Source organism: Achromobacter marplatensis (genome assembly GCF_002209535.1).
GTDB lineage: Bacteria > Pseudomonadota > Gammaproteobacteria > Burkholderiales > Burkholderiaceae_B > Achromobacter > Achromobacter marplatensis.
On the sequence record NZ_NJIG01000001.1, the window covers coordinates 756,804 to 771,179 of the forward strand.

Annotated in this window: 13 protein-coding genes; 5 read left to right on the forward strand and 8 right to left on the reverse strand. The window is 68.3% G+C overall.

From position 1 onward, the window contains the following. The first annotated feature begins 11 nt into the window (after positions 1 to 11). Both CEY09_RS03270 and CEY09_RS03275 read left to right on the forward strand, forming a co-directional pair. The gene (locus CEY09_RS03270; RefSeq protein ID WP_088587525.1) at positions 12 to 1,475 is read left to right on the forward strand and encodes a hypothetical protein; all 1,464 of its coding nucleotides are present in this window, start codon (positions 12 to 14) and stop codon (positions 1,473 to 1,475) included. A gap of 82 nt (positions 1,476 to 1,557) precedes the next feature. After that, positions 1,558 to 2,316 carry a ProQ/FinO family protein gene (locus tag CEY09_RS03275; RefSeq protein ID WP_006225876.1) on the forward strand — a complete coding sequence of 253 codons (759 nt, stop codon included), beginning with the start codon at positions 1,558 to 1,560 and terminating at the stop codon, positions 2,314 to 2,316. A gap of 137 nt (positions 2,317 to 2,453) precedes the next feature. Here CEY09_RS03275 and CEY09_RS03280 read toward each other — a convergent pair whose 3' ends face one another. Next, on the reverse strand, positions 2,454 to 3,035 hold the full coding sequence (locus CEY09_RS03280; protein WP_088587526.1) for a DUF4202 domain-containing protein: 582 nt from the start codon (positions 3,033 to 3,035) through the stop codon (positions 2,454 to 2,456). A gap of 217 nt (positions 3,036 to 3,252) precedes the next feature. On the opposite strand from CEY09_RS03280, the gene CEY09_RS03285 reads away from it, so the two are divergent. The 3 genes from CEY09_RS03285 to CEY09_RS03295 all read left to right on the forward strand — a co-directional run bounded on the left by CEY09_RS03285 (position 3,253) and on the right by CEY09_RS03295 (position 6,032). Next, positions 3,253 to 4,227 (forward strand): tripartite tricarboxylate transporter substrate binding protein, encoded by a 975-nt coding sequence (locus CEY09_RS03285; protein ID WP_088587527.1) that lies wholly within the window; start codon positions 3,253 to 3,255, stop codon positions 4,225 to 4,227. 23 nt (positions 4,228 to 4,250) lie between these two features. Then, positions 4,251 to 5,000 (forward strand): alpha/beta fold hydrolase, encoded by a 750-nt coding sequence (locus CEY09_RS03290; protein ID WP_088587528.1) that lies wholly within the window; start codon positions 4,251 to 4,253, stop codon positions 4,998 to 5,000. A gap of 63 nt (positions 5,001 to 5,063) precedes the next feature. Next, positions 5,064 to 6,032 (forward strand): alpha/beta hydrolase, encoded by a 969-nt coding sequence (locus CEY09_RS03295; protein WP_088587529.1) that lies wholly within the window; start codon positions 5,064 to 5,066, stop codon positions 6,030 to 6,032. A gap of 47 nt (positions 6,033 to 6,079) precedes the next feature. On the opposite strand, the gene CEY09_RS03300 is transcribed toward CEY09_RS03295, so the two are convergent. The 7 genes from CEY09_RS03300 to CEY09_RS03330 all read right to left on the reverse strand — a co-directional run bounded on the left by CEY09_RS03300 (position 6,080) and on the right by CEY09_RS03330 (position 14,375). Then, entirely contained in the window at positions 6,080 to 6,547 is a 468-nt protein-coding gene (locus CEY09_RS03300; RefSeq protein ID WP_006225881.1) for a YybH family protein, read from the reverse strand. Positions 6,548 to 6,588: 41 nt separating this feature from the next. Further along, on the reverse strand, positions 6,589 to 7,590 hold the full coding sequence (locus CEY09_RS32370) for an ABC transporter ATP-binding protein (protein ID WP_234818213.1): 1,002 nt from the start codon (positions 7,588 to 7,590) through the stop codon (positions 6,589 to 6,591). After that, a complete protein-coding gene (locus CEY09_RS32375; protein ID WP_088587530.1) occupies positions 7,583 to 8,575 on the reverse strand; it encodes an ABC transporter ATP-binding protein in 993 nt (330 codons plus the stop codon). Before CEY09_RS32375 ends, CEY09_RS32370 begins: the two co-directional genes overlap by 8 nt. Beyond that, complete coding sequence (locus tag CEY09_RS03315) at positions 8,572 to 9,516, reverse strand: ABC transporter permease (RefSeq protein WP_234818214.1); 945 nt, start codon at positions 9,514 to 9,516, stop codon at positions 8,572 to 8,574. The genes CEY09_RS32375 and CEY09_RS03315 overlap by 4 nt, the downstream gene beginning before the upstream one ends. After that, on the reverse strand, positions 9,513 to 10,460 hold the full coding sequence (locus CEY09_RS03320; RefSeq protein WP_234818215.1) for an ABC transporter permease: 948 nt from the start codon (positions 10,458 to 10,460) through the stop codon (positions 9,513 to 9,515). The genes CEY09_RS03315 and CEY09_RS03320 overlap by 4 nt, the downstream gene beginning before the upstream one ends. Beyond that, positions 10,447 to 11,925: an ABC transporter substrate-binding protein gene (locus CEY09_RS03325; protein ID WP_088587532.1), complete on the reverse strand. Its 1,479-nt coding sequence runs from the start codon at positions 11,923 to 11,925 to the stop codon at positions 10,447 to 10,449. Before CEY09_RS03325 ends, CEY09_RS03320 begins: the two co-directional genes overlap by 14 nt. Positions 11,926 to 12,077: 152 nt before the next feature. Further along, on the reverse strand, positions 12,078 to 14,375 hold the full coding sequence (locus CEY09_RS03330) for a molybdopterin-dependent oxidoreductase (protein ID WP_234818216.1): 2,298 nt from the start codon (positions 14,373 to 14,375) through the stop codon (positions 12,078 to 12,080). Between the last annotated feature and the right edge of the window lies 1 nt (position 14,376).

Below are 14,376 nucleotides of genomic sequence, written 5' to 3' on the forward strand. Positions count from 1 at the left end.
CCGCCGCGCCCATGACGTATCTTCTGTGGTCCCTGCCCGCCCTGACCGTGATCGGCGCCATCGCCAGCGGCCGGGTGAACACCACGATCGCCGCCGTGCTGGGGCTGTTTGCCGCCATCCCCATCGCGCTTTACGCAGCGCCCGCGCCCTTCACCGGCGCCCAACTGGCGGTGACGCTCGAACGCGGTCTGTGGATCGGCTGGATCATCACCCCTTACATCCTGGGCGGCCTGCTGTTCTGGCAGATGGCCTCGCAAGGCCACGCGCCCGCCCCGGCCGCCGACCAAGCCGAACTGAACGATCCGCTCGCGCGGCGCCGGCGCCTGTTCTTCGCCTGTTTCCTGATCGGACCGTTTGCCGAATCCGCCACCGGCTTTGGCGTGGGCATGCTGGGCACCGTGCTGCTGATCCGTCCGCTGGGCTTGAAACCGCGCGACATCATGGTGTTCGCCTTGCTGAGCCAGACCCTGATCCCCTGGGGGGCAATGGGCAGCGGCACGCTGCTGGCCTCGGCCTATGCACGGGTGCCGGCCCCACAGCTGGCGTTGTACAGCATGGTGGCGGTGGCGCTCCTGATGGTCGTGTGGATGATCCTGTTCTGGCGTACCGCGCGCCACGCAGGCCTTCGGGCGGATGCGGCCGAACACCGGCGGGAAGCTGTCTGGATGACTGCCAGCCTGGGGCTGCTGACGGCCGCCACGGCCTTGCTGGGACCCGAAACCGCGCTGCTGGCCGCCTACGGCCCGTTGATCGTGCTGCGCTTCCTGCTGGACCGCCGCCCTGGCCGGCCGCAGGCCGTGGCCGCCGCCAAGCGCGCGCTGCCTTACATCCTGGTGATCGCCTGTCTGGTGGCCACGCGCCTCATCCCCGGGCTCAATCGGGCCCTGGGGGCGCTGGCCGATATCCGCCCGTTCGCGGACCTGCCCGCCTGGATGCCGTTCCTGCACGCAGGCAGCTGGCTGATCGCGGGCGCGTTTGCCATGGCCGCCTGGCACCGCCAGCCGGGCGCGCTGGCCACCCAGGCGCGCGCCTCATGGAAGACCGGCCGCCATGCCGTCATGTCCGTTTTCCTGTTCGCCATGATGGCCGAAGTGCTGGCGGGCGCCGGCATCTCGCAGGCCTACGCGGACGGCCTGTTCGCCACGCTGCAGGACTGGACCATCCTGATCACCCCCGTGCTGGCCGGCGCCTTCGGCATTCTGGCCAACAGCGGCAACGCGCCGAACAGTCTGTTCATGCCATCCCAGCTATCATTGGCGGTTCATGCGGGCCTGAACGTGCCGGCAGCGGCCGCGCTGTTACACGTATCGGGCACGGCGATGGGCATTTTTTCACCGGTAAGAATGTCGATTGCAGCCGGTCTGGCTCACGGCCAAGGGCAAGAACGCAGCGTCTATGTTCTACTACTGCCGTTCGCCTTGGCCGCGTTCGGCATTCTTTTGTCCCTGGCACTGCTTGTCGTGGTGTCGGGATAGCCGCCGGAGCGCTGATGCTCACGGCCTCAACCTTTTTTTTGTGTAGCACATGGGACTAGAACAGTTAGCCGCTATCCGGGCATTGATTACCAAGCAAGCGCCCGAAGAGCCGACCCCCAAGAAGGAATCGCGTCCGCAGGGCGGCGGCAAGGGACCCCGTTCGTCGCAAGGCGCCGGCAAGGGCCCGCGTCCGCAAGGCGGCGATAAAGGCGCACGCCCCCAAGGCGGCGACAAGGGCCAACGGCCGCAACGCGCAGAACGCCGCGAGACGCCCGTGGATCCCGTCGTGGTCGCGATTTCGCGCCTGCAACGCCAGTTCCCCAAGGCATTCCCCAAGAACCCCGCTCCCAAGCTTCCGCTGAAGCTCGGTGTGCTGGCGGACCTGGTGCAGCACGCCCAGGCCCTGCAGCTGGACGAGGCGCAGATCAAGGAAGCGGTCAAGACCTGGTGTGATGGCCGCCGCTACTGGACCTGCATGGTGGAAGATGCGCCGCGCGTGGACCTGAACGGCGAACCTTCGGGCGCCGTGACGGCCAACGAAGCCAAGCACGCCAAGCGCATGGCTTCGCGCAGCGCCTCCAAGAACGCCGCCGCGCGCAACAAGGCCAAGAAGGCGGAAGCCGCTGCCGCAGCCGGAACTCCGGCCGCCGCTGGCGCGCCGGCCGCGGATGCGCCGGTTGCCGACGCCACGGTTGCCGATCTGCCGGCTTCCGCCGCGCCCGGCACCGAGGCGCCTGCTGTCGCCCCGGCCCCTGCGGCTGATGCGCCGGCCAACGCAGCTGCCGACACGTCGGCTGACGCGCCGGCCGCCGACTCGTCCAGCACCGACACGCCTACGTAATACGGGCCGCCTGGCGGCCCAGATGGTGGCAAACGCGTGGTGGCAAACCCGCGGTAGCAACCGCGCGGCGATAAAAACAACCCGGCCTGCCGCTCACGCAGCAGGCCGGGTTTGTTCTTGCGCGCGCGAACTCCGCGTCAGGCCGCAAGCGCCTTTTCGATATGCGCCATGCCCGCCGGAGAATACGGCAGCGTCAATGCCCACTTGTGGCCGGCCGCATCCATCTTCAGCAGCGACTTCTTCAAGATATCCACGATCTTCTCGCCGTGCGCGGGATGGAAGGCTTCATACTGGTATTGCAGGAACACCAGGCATAAGGCGTTCTCCATCGTCTGCACGTCGGCGTCCTGCTTGATGCCCTGCTTCATGACGATCGCCGTCACGCGGTCGATCACGTCTTGCGGGTAACCGGTGTCGCGCAGGATGCCTTGCGCGATTTCCGCATGATGGCGCGCCAGCGCCTTGCGCCAGGTCAGATAGCCGATGCGGCCTTCGGGATAACGCTTTCTGGCGATCTCCCACCGGCCGATATGCTGACAGCGCGACGCCAGGACCAGCGGCTCGGACGCATCCGGTGCCAGCTTCATCACCCATTCGTGCAGCTTCTGCGCCAGGAACAATTCCTGGGGACAGGTCTCGCCCTGCCAGGAAAACAGGTTGGGGTCGGTTCCGTTGTAGTGGTCGAACCGGAGCAGCGTCTGCGATAGACGGTCATTCATGCGTGGCGATTCCAAGAAAGGCGCCGGAGGGCGACGGGATCCGGGCGCAGCCGGAAACGAAATCATCATAGCGCCTGGCTGGCCGGCGGCAGCGATTACGCGCCGCAATCCAACTATTCAAATGCGAAATGCGTCGTTCATCCGGACGGCCGAAGTCCCTAGGATCAAGGTTTAGGCGCCTTGACGGGCGCCGGTCGGATAAAGACAGGAACTCCGCATGACCCGAATTTCGCGGCTACGCCGCGCCTTGACGATCGCCGCCCTGGCCGCGGCTGCCTTCAGTACCGCCGCCGAGGCGGCCTTTCCCGACAAGCCCGTGCGCCTGGTGTTGCCGCTGTCGCCCGGCGGCGCGATGGACGCGCTGGGCCGAGGCCTGGCCGAACAACTGGGCGCCCAATGGAATGTGCCGGTCATCGTCGAGAACCGTGCCGGCGCCGGCGGCAACATCGCATCTGAAATGGTGGCGCGCGCGCAACCGGACGGCTACACCCTGCTGCTGACCGGCGACATGCTGGTGGCCAATCAAACGCTCTTCAAGAACAACGTCAACTACGACGCCGAGCGCAGCTTCGCGCCCGTAGGCATCGTGGCCGTCACCCCGCCGGTGATCGTCGTACGGGCCGACTCCGACATCCAGGACATCGCCGGGCTGCGGCGGCTGGGCAGCCAACGGCTGGTGAACGTCGGCACGCCAGGGTATGGCAACAGCAACCACATGGCCTTGGCCCGCCTGCAGGGCTTGTATCCCGAAACGCTGCTGCACGTGCCGTACAAGGGCGCAGGCCCCGCGGTCGTGGCCCTGCTGGCGGGCGAAACCGATGCGGCCATCGTGGCGGTGCCCGCGGCGGCCAATCTGATCCGCACCGGCAAGCTGCGCGGACTGGCCGTGCTGCAGGCCGAACGTAGCCCCATCATTGCCGACGTACCCACGGCCCGCGAAGCCGGGCTGGACCTGGACAGCGGATCAGGCTGGTTCGGCATGCTGGCGCCGGCCGGCACCGCGCCCGAGGTGGTGCAGCGCATCGGCCAATCGGTCAAGACGGCGCTGGACGAACCGGCGTTCCGCGAGCGTCTGCGCGCCCAAGGCTTCGAAGCCATCGGCGGCACGCCGGCTGACTTCGCCGACCGCATCCGCAGCGACGCCGTCAAGTTCCCCGCCCTGCTCCAGCAGACGGGCGTATCCGTCAACTGAAGCGCACCCCTCGCGCACCGCCCATGCCCATCGCTCATCTGGCAAACGCCGACATCTATTACGAAATCCATGGCCAGGGGCATCCGCTCCTGATGCTGGCGCCCGGCGGCCTGCTGTCGCACGTCGAGCTGTGGCGCGTCACGCGCGACGGCAAGCCGCGCGACTATCCGGACCCCATCGCGGCGTTGTCGACCCGGTACCGCTGCATCGCCATCGATCAGCGCAACGCCGGCCGCTCCCGCGCGCCCATCCAGGCCTCCGACGGCTGGCAGACCTACGCAGAAGACCACCTGCGGCTGCTGGACAGCCTGGGCGTGGACCGCTTTCACGTGCTGGGGTCCTGCATCGGCGCCTCCTTTGCGCTGAAACTGTGCGCGCTGGCGCCCGACCGTGTCACCGGGGCCATCCTGCAGCAACCCATCGGCCTGTCCGCCGCCAATGCCGCAAACCGCGCGGAATCCTTCGACAGTTGGGCGGACGGTCTGCGCCAACGCCCGGAGGGCGTGGACGAGGCGGCGCTGGAGGGCCTGCGCGCCAACCTGTTCGACGGCGATTTCGTCTATAGCGTCAGCCGGCAGACCGTAGCCGCCACGCAGACCCCGTTGCTGATCCTGGCGGGCAACGACGTCCTTCACCCGACGGAAATCGCCCACGAGATCGCCCGTCTGGCGCCCAATGCAACCCTGGTGGAAGACTGGAAAGGCGAGGATCGGGGCGATATCTACACCGGATCGATCCGCCGCTTCCTGGCCGGGTTGGATCAATATGCCTAACGCTTATTTAGCGCACTAGCGCGAAGCGCGTCATACTGGCGGGTTCCGAGCATTGGAATCCTCATGAGCGACGCTTCCCCCACCCCTACCCTGGCAGCCGACGTGCTGGCCGCCCAAGCGCTGGCCAAGCAACATGGCGTGGGCACGCCCAACGTGCTGACCACGCCGCTTGCCGATACCCGCGAAAAAAGCCGCGCGTATCAGGAATGGCTGAGCCAGCCCGCCCCGCCCGTGGGCCGCGTGGTTGAACACCGGCTGGACCATCTGGCCGTGCCCGCGACGTTGCGCCTGTACTACCCGGAAAGCGCCTCGGATGCCCCGCTGCCCCTGTACCTGCATCTGCACGGGGGCGGCTTTGCGCACGGCGACCTGGACACGCTGGACCGCTGGAAGCGCGAGATCGCCGCCGAAGCCGGCATCGTCACCGCCGGCCTGTCCTACGCGCTGTCGCCCGAAGCCCGCTACCCGGTGGCGCTGGAACAGGTGCTGGGCGCCCTGCGCTGGCTGCGCGACCAGGCGCCCTCGCTGGGGCTGGACGCAACACGCCTGTCGGTCGGCGGCGAGTCCGCCGGCGGCAACCTGACACTGGCCGCCCTGCAACGGCTGCGTGACGAAGGCGATGCCTTCATCAAGACCGGCGTGGTGATCTACGGCATGCTGTCGGCGCGCCGCGACACGCCGTCGCACGAATCCTTTGGCGACGGGCGCTTCGGCTTGTCCACGGAAAAGCTGGACTGGTTCTGGAAGCAGTACGTCGGCGATGCCGCGCAGCTGACCGATCCCGGTGTGGCGCCCTTGCATGCGGACGTGGCCGGCCTGCCGCCCCTGATCCTGCAGGCAGCCGCCCTGGACCCGCTGCTGGACGACACGCTGGATCTGGCCAACAAGCTGTTTGCCACCGGCCCCGCGCCGACCTTCATCGTGTATTCGGGCGTGCCACACAGCTTCATCGGCATGACGCGAATCCTGCCGCAAGCGCAAGAGGCCAGGACGGACCTCGTCCAGGCGCTGCGGCGCAATCTGGCAGCGTAAAAAAACGGCCCCAGTGGGGCCGTTCTTTCTTGGGGCGCTGCAGCGGATCAGCTGCGGGCCGGCTTGTTCCCATGCGACACGCTGGGCGTATCGCGGAACAGCGACATATGCGTGTGCGTGGCCACCCAGGGCTCGCCCACGGCTTCGCGCGCGAACGACACGGTGGCGCGGCCGACGCGGTCAAACGGCTTGCCGTCCGGGTGATAGCCGGTCGAATCCCACACCGCCAGGCCCACGGCGAACAGGCGGTCCGGCGAGACGAAGCTCTGGACATCGTCCAGGCGCCAGATGAAATCATCGATCGTGAACCAGACATTGCGCCACTGCGTCTTTTCCGCGTGTTCGCGGCCGCTGACGAAGTTGGTATAGGTGCCGAAAGCAACGAAGTCGTCGGCGAACAGGTGGCGGGCAGCGGCGTAATCCACGGCTTGCACGTGGTCGGACAGTTCCTTGAACCAGGCGCGCACGGCGGCGGCGTCAGCGGCATCAACAGGAGCTAGGGCTTGCACAGACATGAAGATCTCTCCATTAAGGGGTGGTGAATTCAGGATACGAATCAAGGTGTAGCAGGAATGGGGGCGGCGAACCAGCAGGCCACCGCATGCCCGGCGGCGCGCGTTTCCAGCGGCGGCGCGGCCATGCGGCAGCGGTCGGCCCCCTGCGGGCAACGCGGGTGGTAGCGGCAGCCCGAGGGCGGCGACATCGGGCTGGGCGGCTCGCCCGGGGCCACGGCAAAGACCTGGCGGCGGGACGCGCCGCGTTCGGGTTCCGGCACCGCCGCCAGCAAGCCGCGCGTATAGGGGTGCAGCGGACGCTCGTAGATATCGTCGCGGGACCCGGTCTCGACCACCTGCCCCGCATACATGATGGCAATGCGATGCGAGACGTGCCGCACCACCGCCAGATCATGCGCGATCAGCAGGAACGACAAGCCCAGCTCTTGCTGCAGGTCCTGGAACAGGTTGATGATCTGCGCGCGTACCGAGACATCCAGCGCCGACACGGGCTCGTCCGCCACGATCAGGTCCGGGCGGATCGCCAGCGCCCGCGCAATGCCCACGCGCTGGCGCTGCCCGCCGGAAAAGGCGTGCGGATAGCGCTCGGCCGCGTCGGCCGGCAGGCCGACCTGGTCGATCAGTTCGGCGACCCGCCGGCGCAAGGCATCACGGCCGGCATTCCAGCCATGCACGATCAAGGGCTCGGCGATGGCCTCGAACACGGTGTGGCGCGGGTTCAGGCTGGTGGACGGGTCCTGGAAGACCAGCTGCATATGGCGGCGCAGCTCGCGCAGTTGGGACTTGCCCGCGTGCGTGATGTCTTCGCCCTTGAAATGGATGGAGCCGGCCGTCAGCGGCGTGCGGCGCAGCACCGCGCGACCCAGCGTCGTCTTGCCCGAGCCGGACTCGCCGACCAGGCCCAGCGTTTCGCCCCGCGCCACCTCCAGCGACACACCGTCCACGGCGCGCGCCAGCACCGGCTTGCCGAACCAGCCCGCCGAACGCACGGGGTAATGCACGCGAAGGTCGCGCGCCTGCAACAGAGGGGAGGAATCAGTCATGGTCCTGCATCCAGACGGGCGCAGACGGCCGCACGCAGGCCGCCAGGCGGCCATGGCCGATGTCGCGCAACGCGGGGCGTTGTGCGCACGCCGCATCGGCGCCGGGGCAACGCGGCGCGAAATCGCAATGGCTGCGGCGCAACCGCAGGTCGGGCGGCACGCCGTCGATCGCGATCATGCGGTGGCGCGTATCGGTCAGGCGCGGGGTGGCGCGCAGCAAGCCCGCGGTATAAGGGTGCGCGGGTTCGGCGAACAGCGCGTCCGCATCGGCCAGTTCGACCAGCCGGCCGGCGTACATGACCGCCACGCGGTCCGCCACCTTGGCCACCACGCCCAGATCGTGCGTCACCAGCAGCATCGCCAGGCCCAAGCGCTGCTTCAGCTCGGCCAGCAAGTCCAGGATCTGCGCCTGGATGGTCACGTCCAACGCGGTCGTGGGTTCGTCGGCGATCAGGATCTGCGGGTCGCAGGCCAGCGCCATGGCGATCAGGATGCGTTGGCGCTGGCCGCCGGAGAACTCGTGCGGCAGGCGGTCCAGGCGCTCGGCCGGCTTGGGGATGCCGACCTGGCCCAGCAGTTCAATGATGCGGGCACGACGCTGGGCGCGGTCAAGCGCCGTGTGGCGCACCAGTACCTCGTCGATCTGCGTGCCGATGGCCAATAGCGGGTTCAGCGCGCTCATGGGGTCCTGAAACACCATGGCGATGCGATTGCCGCGCAAGTCTTCCAGCACGCGAGGCGGCGCCGCCAGCAGGTCTTGCCCGTCGAACAGCACCTGGCCGCCCGCCACCCGGCCGGGCAGCGTGGTCAGGCCCATCAGGGCCAGCGCACAGGCGCTTTTGCCGGAGCCGCTTTCGCCCACCAGGGCCAGGGTTTCGCCTGCCCGCAGGTCGAACGACACCGAATCGACGGCGGACACGTTGCCATGGCGGGTCAGGAACTCGACGCTCAGGCCGCGCACGCTCAGCAATGGGGTTTCGCTCATCGACGCACCTTCGCAATCAAGCGCCGCGCGAAGTCCTTTTCGCGCTCGCGCGGATCCAGCGCCAGCCGCAGCCGGCTGGCCGCCACATTGACGATCAGCACGGTCAGGGCGATCGACAGGCCGGGGAACGTCGCCAGCCACCAGGCGCTGGTCAGATAGTTGCGGCCATTGGCCACATCCAGCCCCCACGACACCGCCGGCGGCTGCACGCCCACGCCCAGGAACGACAAGGCAGCCTCGGCCAGCACCACGCGGGCGAACTCCAGCACCATCAGCGTGATCAGCGGCGCCGCCAGGTTGGGCAGGATGTGCCGCAGCAGGATGCGGCCGGCGCGCGCGCCCGCCATTTCGGCGCTTTCGATATAGGGCAGCTGGCGCACCGATAGCACCACGCTGCGGATCTGCCGCGCGTAGACCATCCAGCCATTCAAGGCCAGCGCCAGGATCACGGTGCCAGGGCCCGGCCCCAGGATCACCAGGATCACCAGCGACAGCAGCAGGCCGGGAAACGCCACGTGCACGTCGACCCAGCGCATCAGCGCCGCATCCACCCGCCCGCCGGCAAAACCCGCGACCAGTCCCACCAGCACGCCGAACGTGGCCGAAACCGCCACCACCGCCGCGCCGATCAGGATCGACAGCCGCGCCCCATGCAGGATGCGGCTGAGCACATCGCGGCCCAGGTTGTCGGTGCCCAGCACGTTGCTCCAGGTGCCACGCGCCTCCCAGACCGGGGGGCGCAGCCGGGCGGACAGTTTGATCGCCGCCGGATCGTAAGGCGCCAGCCAGGGCAGCACGACCGCCACCGCCGCCAGCAGCAACAGTAAAGACAAGGCCAGTATCCAGCCACGCTGCCGGTCGGACAGCGCGCGCCAGCCTCGCGGCGCGACCGGCGGGGACGCCTCGGCAGCGTCACCCATCCATGCGGGAACCGCGCTCATACCGCGATCCTCCGATCCAGCAGCCGGTACAGAATGTCCAGACAGAAATTGATGATCACGATCAGGAATGCAATGAAGAACACGACGGCCTGCAACAGCACCAGGTCCTGGCGCTCGATGGCCTGGACCGCAGTCTGGCCCAGGCCGGGCCAGGCGAATACGGTTTCCACCACAACGGTGTGCCCGGCCAGCATGCCGGCAAACTCCCAGCCCAGCAGCGCCACCGTGGGCACGGCGGCGTTGCGCAAGGCATGCACCAACACGATGCGGCCCGACCGCAGGCCCTTGGCCCGGGCGGTGCGCACGTACAGCGAATTCAGTTCGTCGATCAGCGCCGAGCGCAGCATCATGGCGATGCGGCCAAGCGCCGGCAGCGCCAGCGTCAGCATCGGCAGCACGCCGCTGCCCGCCGCCTCGGCGCCCGAGGACGGCAGCCAGTTCAGCGTCACCGCAAACAGCAGGATCAACAGCAGGCCCAGCCAGAACTGCGGCAGCGACAGCCCAGCCAGGCTCAGCACCACCGAGATACGGTCGGCCCACTGCCCCGGGCGCAGCGCGGCGACGATCCCCAACGGCACCCCCGCCAAGATCGCCAAGCCCAGCGCGCCGGCGCACAGCGTCAGCGTGCTGGGCAATCGCTCCAGCACGATGTCCATCGCGGGCCGTTGCTGCCAGATGGAATTGCCGAAATCGAACAAGGCGATATCGCGCAGGTAGTGCAGGTACTGCGACCAGATGGGGCCGTCCATGCCCAGCGCCCGCGCCAGCACCGCGCGGTCGGCGGCGGAGGCGTCCACCGGCAGCATCGCCTGGACGGGGTCGCCCACCAGGCGCGTCACGATGAACACGATGGTGGTCACGCCCAGCACGACCAGCAGGCCCTGCGCCAGGCGGCCCAGCAAAAAGCGCGGCAAGCCGCGCCCGGCAGAATTACTCGATGACACGGATGTCCTTCACCGGAATCAGGCCATCGACGCGCGGCGAAAAGTCAATGCGCTTGGACAAGCCGAAGATCTCGCCGCCTTCCAGCAGGAACACCAGATAGGCCTCGTCGCGGCCAATCTTCAGTGCCTTGGAATACAGCGCCTGGCGCTTGACGGGGTCGGCCTCCTGGCGCGCCTCGTCGATCAGGCCCTTCAATTCGGCATTGTCATTGGCCGCCGCCACGCCGCCCTCGGCGTAATAGGCGCTAAGCGTGCGGTCGGCATCCAGCAACTGGTTCGAATGGCTGCTGCTGATCTGCGCTTCGGTCGGCACGCGGTTCTTGTTGATGGCCTCCAGATACTCGGCCCAGGCCAGCACGCGGAAGTTGACCTTCAGGCCTGCCGCCTCCCAGTAGGCGGCGATGGTCTCGGCCAGTTCCTTGTCCTTGAGCCAGCGGCCCGACGGCGCGTACAGATCGATGGTCTTGCCATAGACGCCGGCGGCCTTCAGCAGTTCGGTGGCGCGTGCGGGGTCATACGGATACGGCTGGATGCTGGCGTCGTAACCGAACCAGCCCGGCGCCAGCAACTGGCCGTGCGACACGGTCGCGTAGCCGCCATACAGGTCCTTGGCCAGCGATTCCTTGTCCACGGCGTAGTTCAGCGCCTGGCGCACGCGCACGTCGCGCGTCAGGCCCTTCAAGGCATTGAGCGACACGAAGGGCAAGTCGGTGCCTTGCAAGGTCACGGCCTTGGCGACCCGCTTGGTGTCCTCGGGCAGCACGTTGGTGATGAAGTCGAAGTCGCCCGCCCGCAGGCCCGACAGGCGCGTGCCGGGCTCGGCCACGAACCGGTAGGTGGCGCGGTCCACGTTGCCCACCGCCGACGGATTCCAATAGTTCGGGTTGCGCGACAACACGATGCGGTTGCCCTTGGCCCATTCCGTCAGCACGTAGGGGCCGCTGCCCACCGGTTTCTGGCCCAGGCTGCCATCGGCCGCGGCCGACGGCGACACGATGGTCAGCCACGACAGGCGCGCGGGCAATGCCGGATCCGCGCCGTTGGTGTGCACGCGCACCGTTACGGCATCCACGGCCTCGGCGCGCTTGATGCCGAGGAAGAACGGACGCTGGCGCGACGCGGTCTTCGGGTCGACGATCCGGTTGATGCTGGCGGCCACCGCCGCGGCGTCAAGCGCCTGGCCATCGCTGAACTTGAGGTTCGGGCGCAACGTCACTTCCCACGTATCGGCGCCGGTCTGGCGCGGCAGCGCGGTGGCCAGCTGCGGCACCAACTCGCCCTTGGGCGTGCGGGTCAGCAGCGTTTCGAAGATGTTGCGCGACACGGCGCGCTCGGAGCCGTCCTGCGCCGTCTGCGGATCCAGCGTGGACGGTTCGGTACCCAGCGCCAAGGTGATGTCCGCCGCATGGGCGGCGGTGAAAACGGACGCAGACAGGACCAGGCCTAGATAGCGTTTGAGGCTCATTGCGCACTCCGGATCAAAGGGACATGCGCATCGGGGGCACCATGTCGCAGTCGGTAAATAAGGAATCCGGAGTTTGCCGCTAGAAATCAGAACGTGCCGTTCTAATCATATGTGCGGGAAATCGTTGACTCGGCCTTTACTGCCGTGAAAAGTCATAAGCCGCCGGGCGAGATGGCCGGGCTTTCCCAGGCGCGGTGCGCGACGGCCGGTTCCAGGTCGCGCTCGACCTGCACCAGCGCCGTCTGGGCGCTGGGCCCTTGCGCCAGCCGCGACGTGCCGATGTCGGCGGTCAGCGTGTTCGGGTTGCCGTGCCGGTCCAGATCGCCGTCCGGGTCCGACCAGGCGCCGGTGGCCATCACCACCACGCCGGGCATCAGCCCCGTGTCCAGCTTCACGCCGGCCAGGCAGGCGCCGCGCCCGTTGAAGACGCGCACGCGGTCTCCATCCCGGATCTGTCGCGCGGCCGCATCATCGGGATGCATCGCAATGGGTTCGCAGCCCTGGATCTTGCCAGCGCGCGACAAGGCCGCAGGGTCCAGCTGGCTGTGCAGCCGGTGGCGCGGCTGGTTCGTCAGCAGGTGCAGCGGCCATTGGTCCGCCGCCCTGGCGCCCAGCCACTCCGACGGCGCCAGCCACACCGGGTACCCCGGGCAGTCCGCGTAGCCGAAGCCCGCCACCACCTGCGAATGCAGTTCGATCTTGCCCGAAGGCGTGCGCAACGGATGCGCCGCGGGATCGCGCCGGAACGCCTCGAACAACACGTACTGCGATTCGGGCGGCGGCAGCTCGGCATGGCCGCGCGCCCAGAATTCATCGAAGGGCGGCAGCGTCACCCCCTTGTCCGCGCAACCCGCGCGCATGCCTTCATACACGTGGCGGCACCAGCCCATTTCGTCGCGCCCTGCCGTGAACGCCTCGTGAAAGCCCGCGCGCCGGGCCAGGTCGGCAAAGATGTCGAAGTCGTTGCGGGCCTCGCCGTGCGGGGCCACGGCCCGATGCATGGCGAACACATAGGGGTCGCGCGTCGACCCGCCGACGTCGCAGCGTTCCAGCGACGTCGTGGCCGGCAGCACGATGTCTGCCCGGCGCGCCAACGGCGTCCACCAGGATTCATGCACGATCACCGTTTCGGGCTTGCGCCAGGCCTGCCGGAACCGGTTCTGGTCCTGGTGATGGTGGAACGGATTGCCGCCCGCCCAATAGATCAGCTTCACATCCGGATAGTGATGCCGCGCGCCGTTGAATTCATATTCGGCGCCCGGCGCCAGCAGCATGTCGGTGATGCGCGCGACCGGAATCGCCAATTGCGCGGGGTTCCTGGGCACCGGCACTTCCGGCCCCGGCACTTGCCGGCGCGGCTGGCCGATGCCGTTGAGCGACGCGTGGCCAAAGGCGAAGCCGCCGCCCGGCAGTCCGATCTGGCCGGCCAACGCCGCCAGGCCGATCACCGCCCAATAGGGTTGTTCGCCATGCTGCGCGCGTTGCAGCGACCACGCCGCCGTCAGCAGGCTGCGCTGGTTCGCGCTGCTGCGCGCCAGCGCGGCAATGGTCTCGGCGGGCACGCCCGTAATGCCGGCCGCCCAGCATGCGTCCTTGGGCTGGCCGTCGGTGGCGCCCGTCAAGTACGCGGCCCAGGGGTCGAACCCCACGCAATGCGTGTCCAGGAATGCCCTGTCGTACCGGTTTTCGGAAAGCAGCGTGTGGGCCATGCCCAGCATCAACGCCGTGTCGGTATTGGGCCGCACGGGAATCCAATCCGCGGCGACGCCTTCCGGGATATCGGCGCGCGTCGGGCTGACCACGACCAGCCGGATGCCGGCGGCCTGCGCGCGCGCGAGCCAGCCCGGCAGGTTGTGCAGGCCGGCGCCGCCGGAGGTGACTTGGCTGTTCTTTACCGGTATGCCGCCAAACGCCACGATGATGCGGGTGTGCTCCAGCACGCTTTCCCAATCGGTGACGTCGCCGCTGACCGGGCTGGTCGTGCCGATCACGTGCGGCAACAGAAACTGCGCCGCGCCCCAGCTGTAGTTGCCCACCTGATCCACGCAGCCGCCGCCCTGGAACAGGAAGCGGCGGATCAGGCTGCGTGCATGGTGCACGCGCCCAGCGGAGGACCAGCCGTAAGAGCCGCCGAAGATGCCGGCCGGGCCCGATTGCTCGCGCACCCGCGCGAGTTCACCCGCCACCAGGTCCAGCGCGTGGTCCCAGGACACTTCCACGTACTCGTCGCCTTCGCGGTCGCGGTTGCCCGCCAGCCAGCCCTTGCGCACGGAGGGCCGCTGGATGCGCAAGGGGGAATGCAGCATCTCCGCGATCGAACCCAGCATGGCAGAGGGCGCGCGGTCGGCGCCGAACGGTTCGCAGTCGACCACCCGGCCGTCTTCGACCACGGCGGTGAACGCGCCCCAATGCGCCAGCGAAGGGTGGCGGGTGCGGGTCAAGGCCGGCACC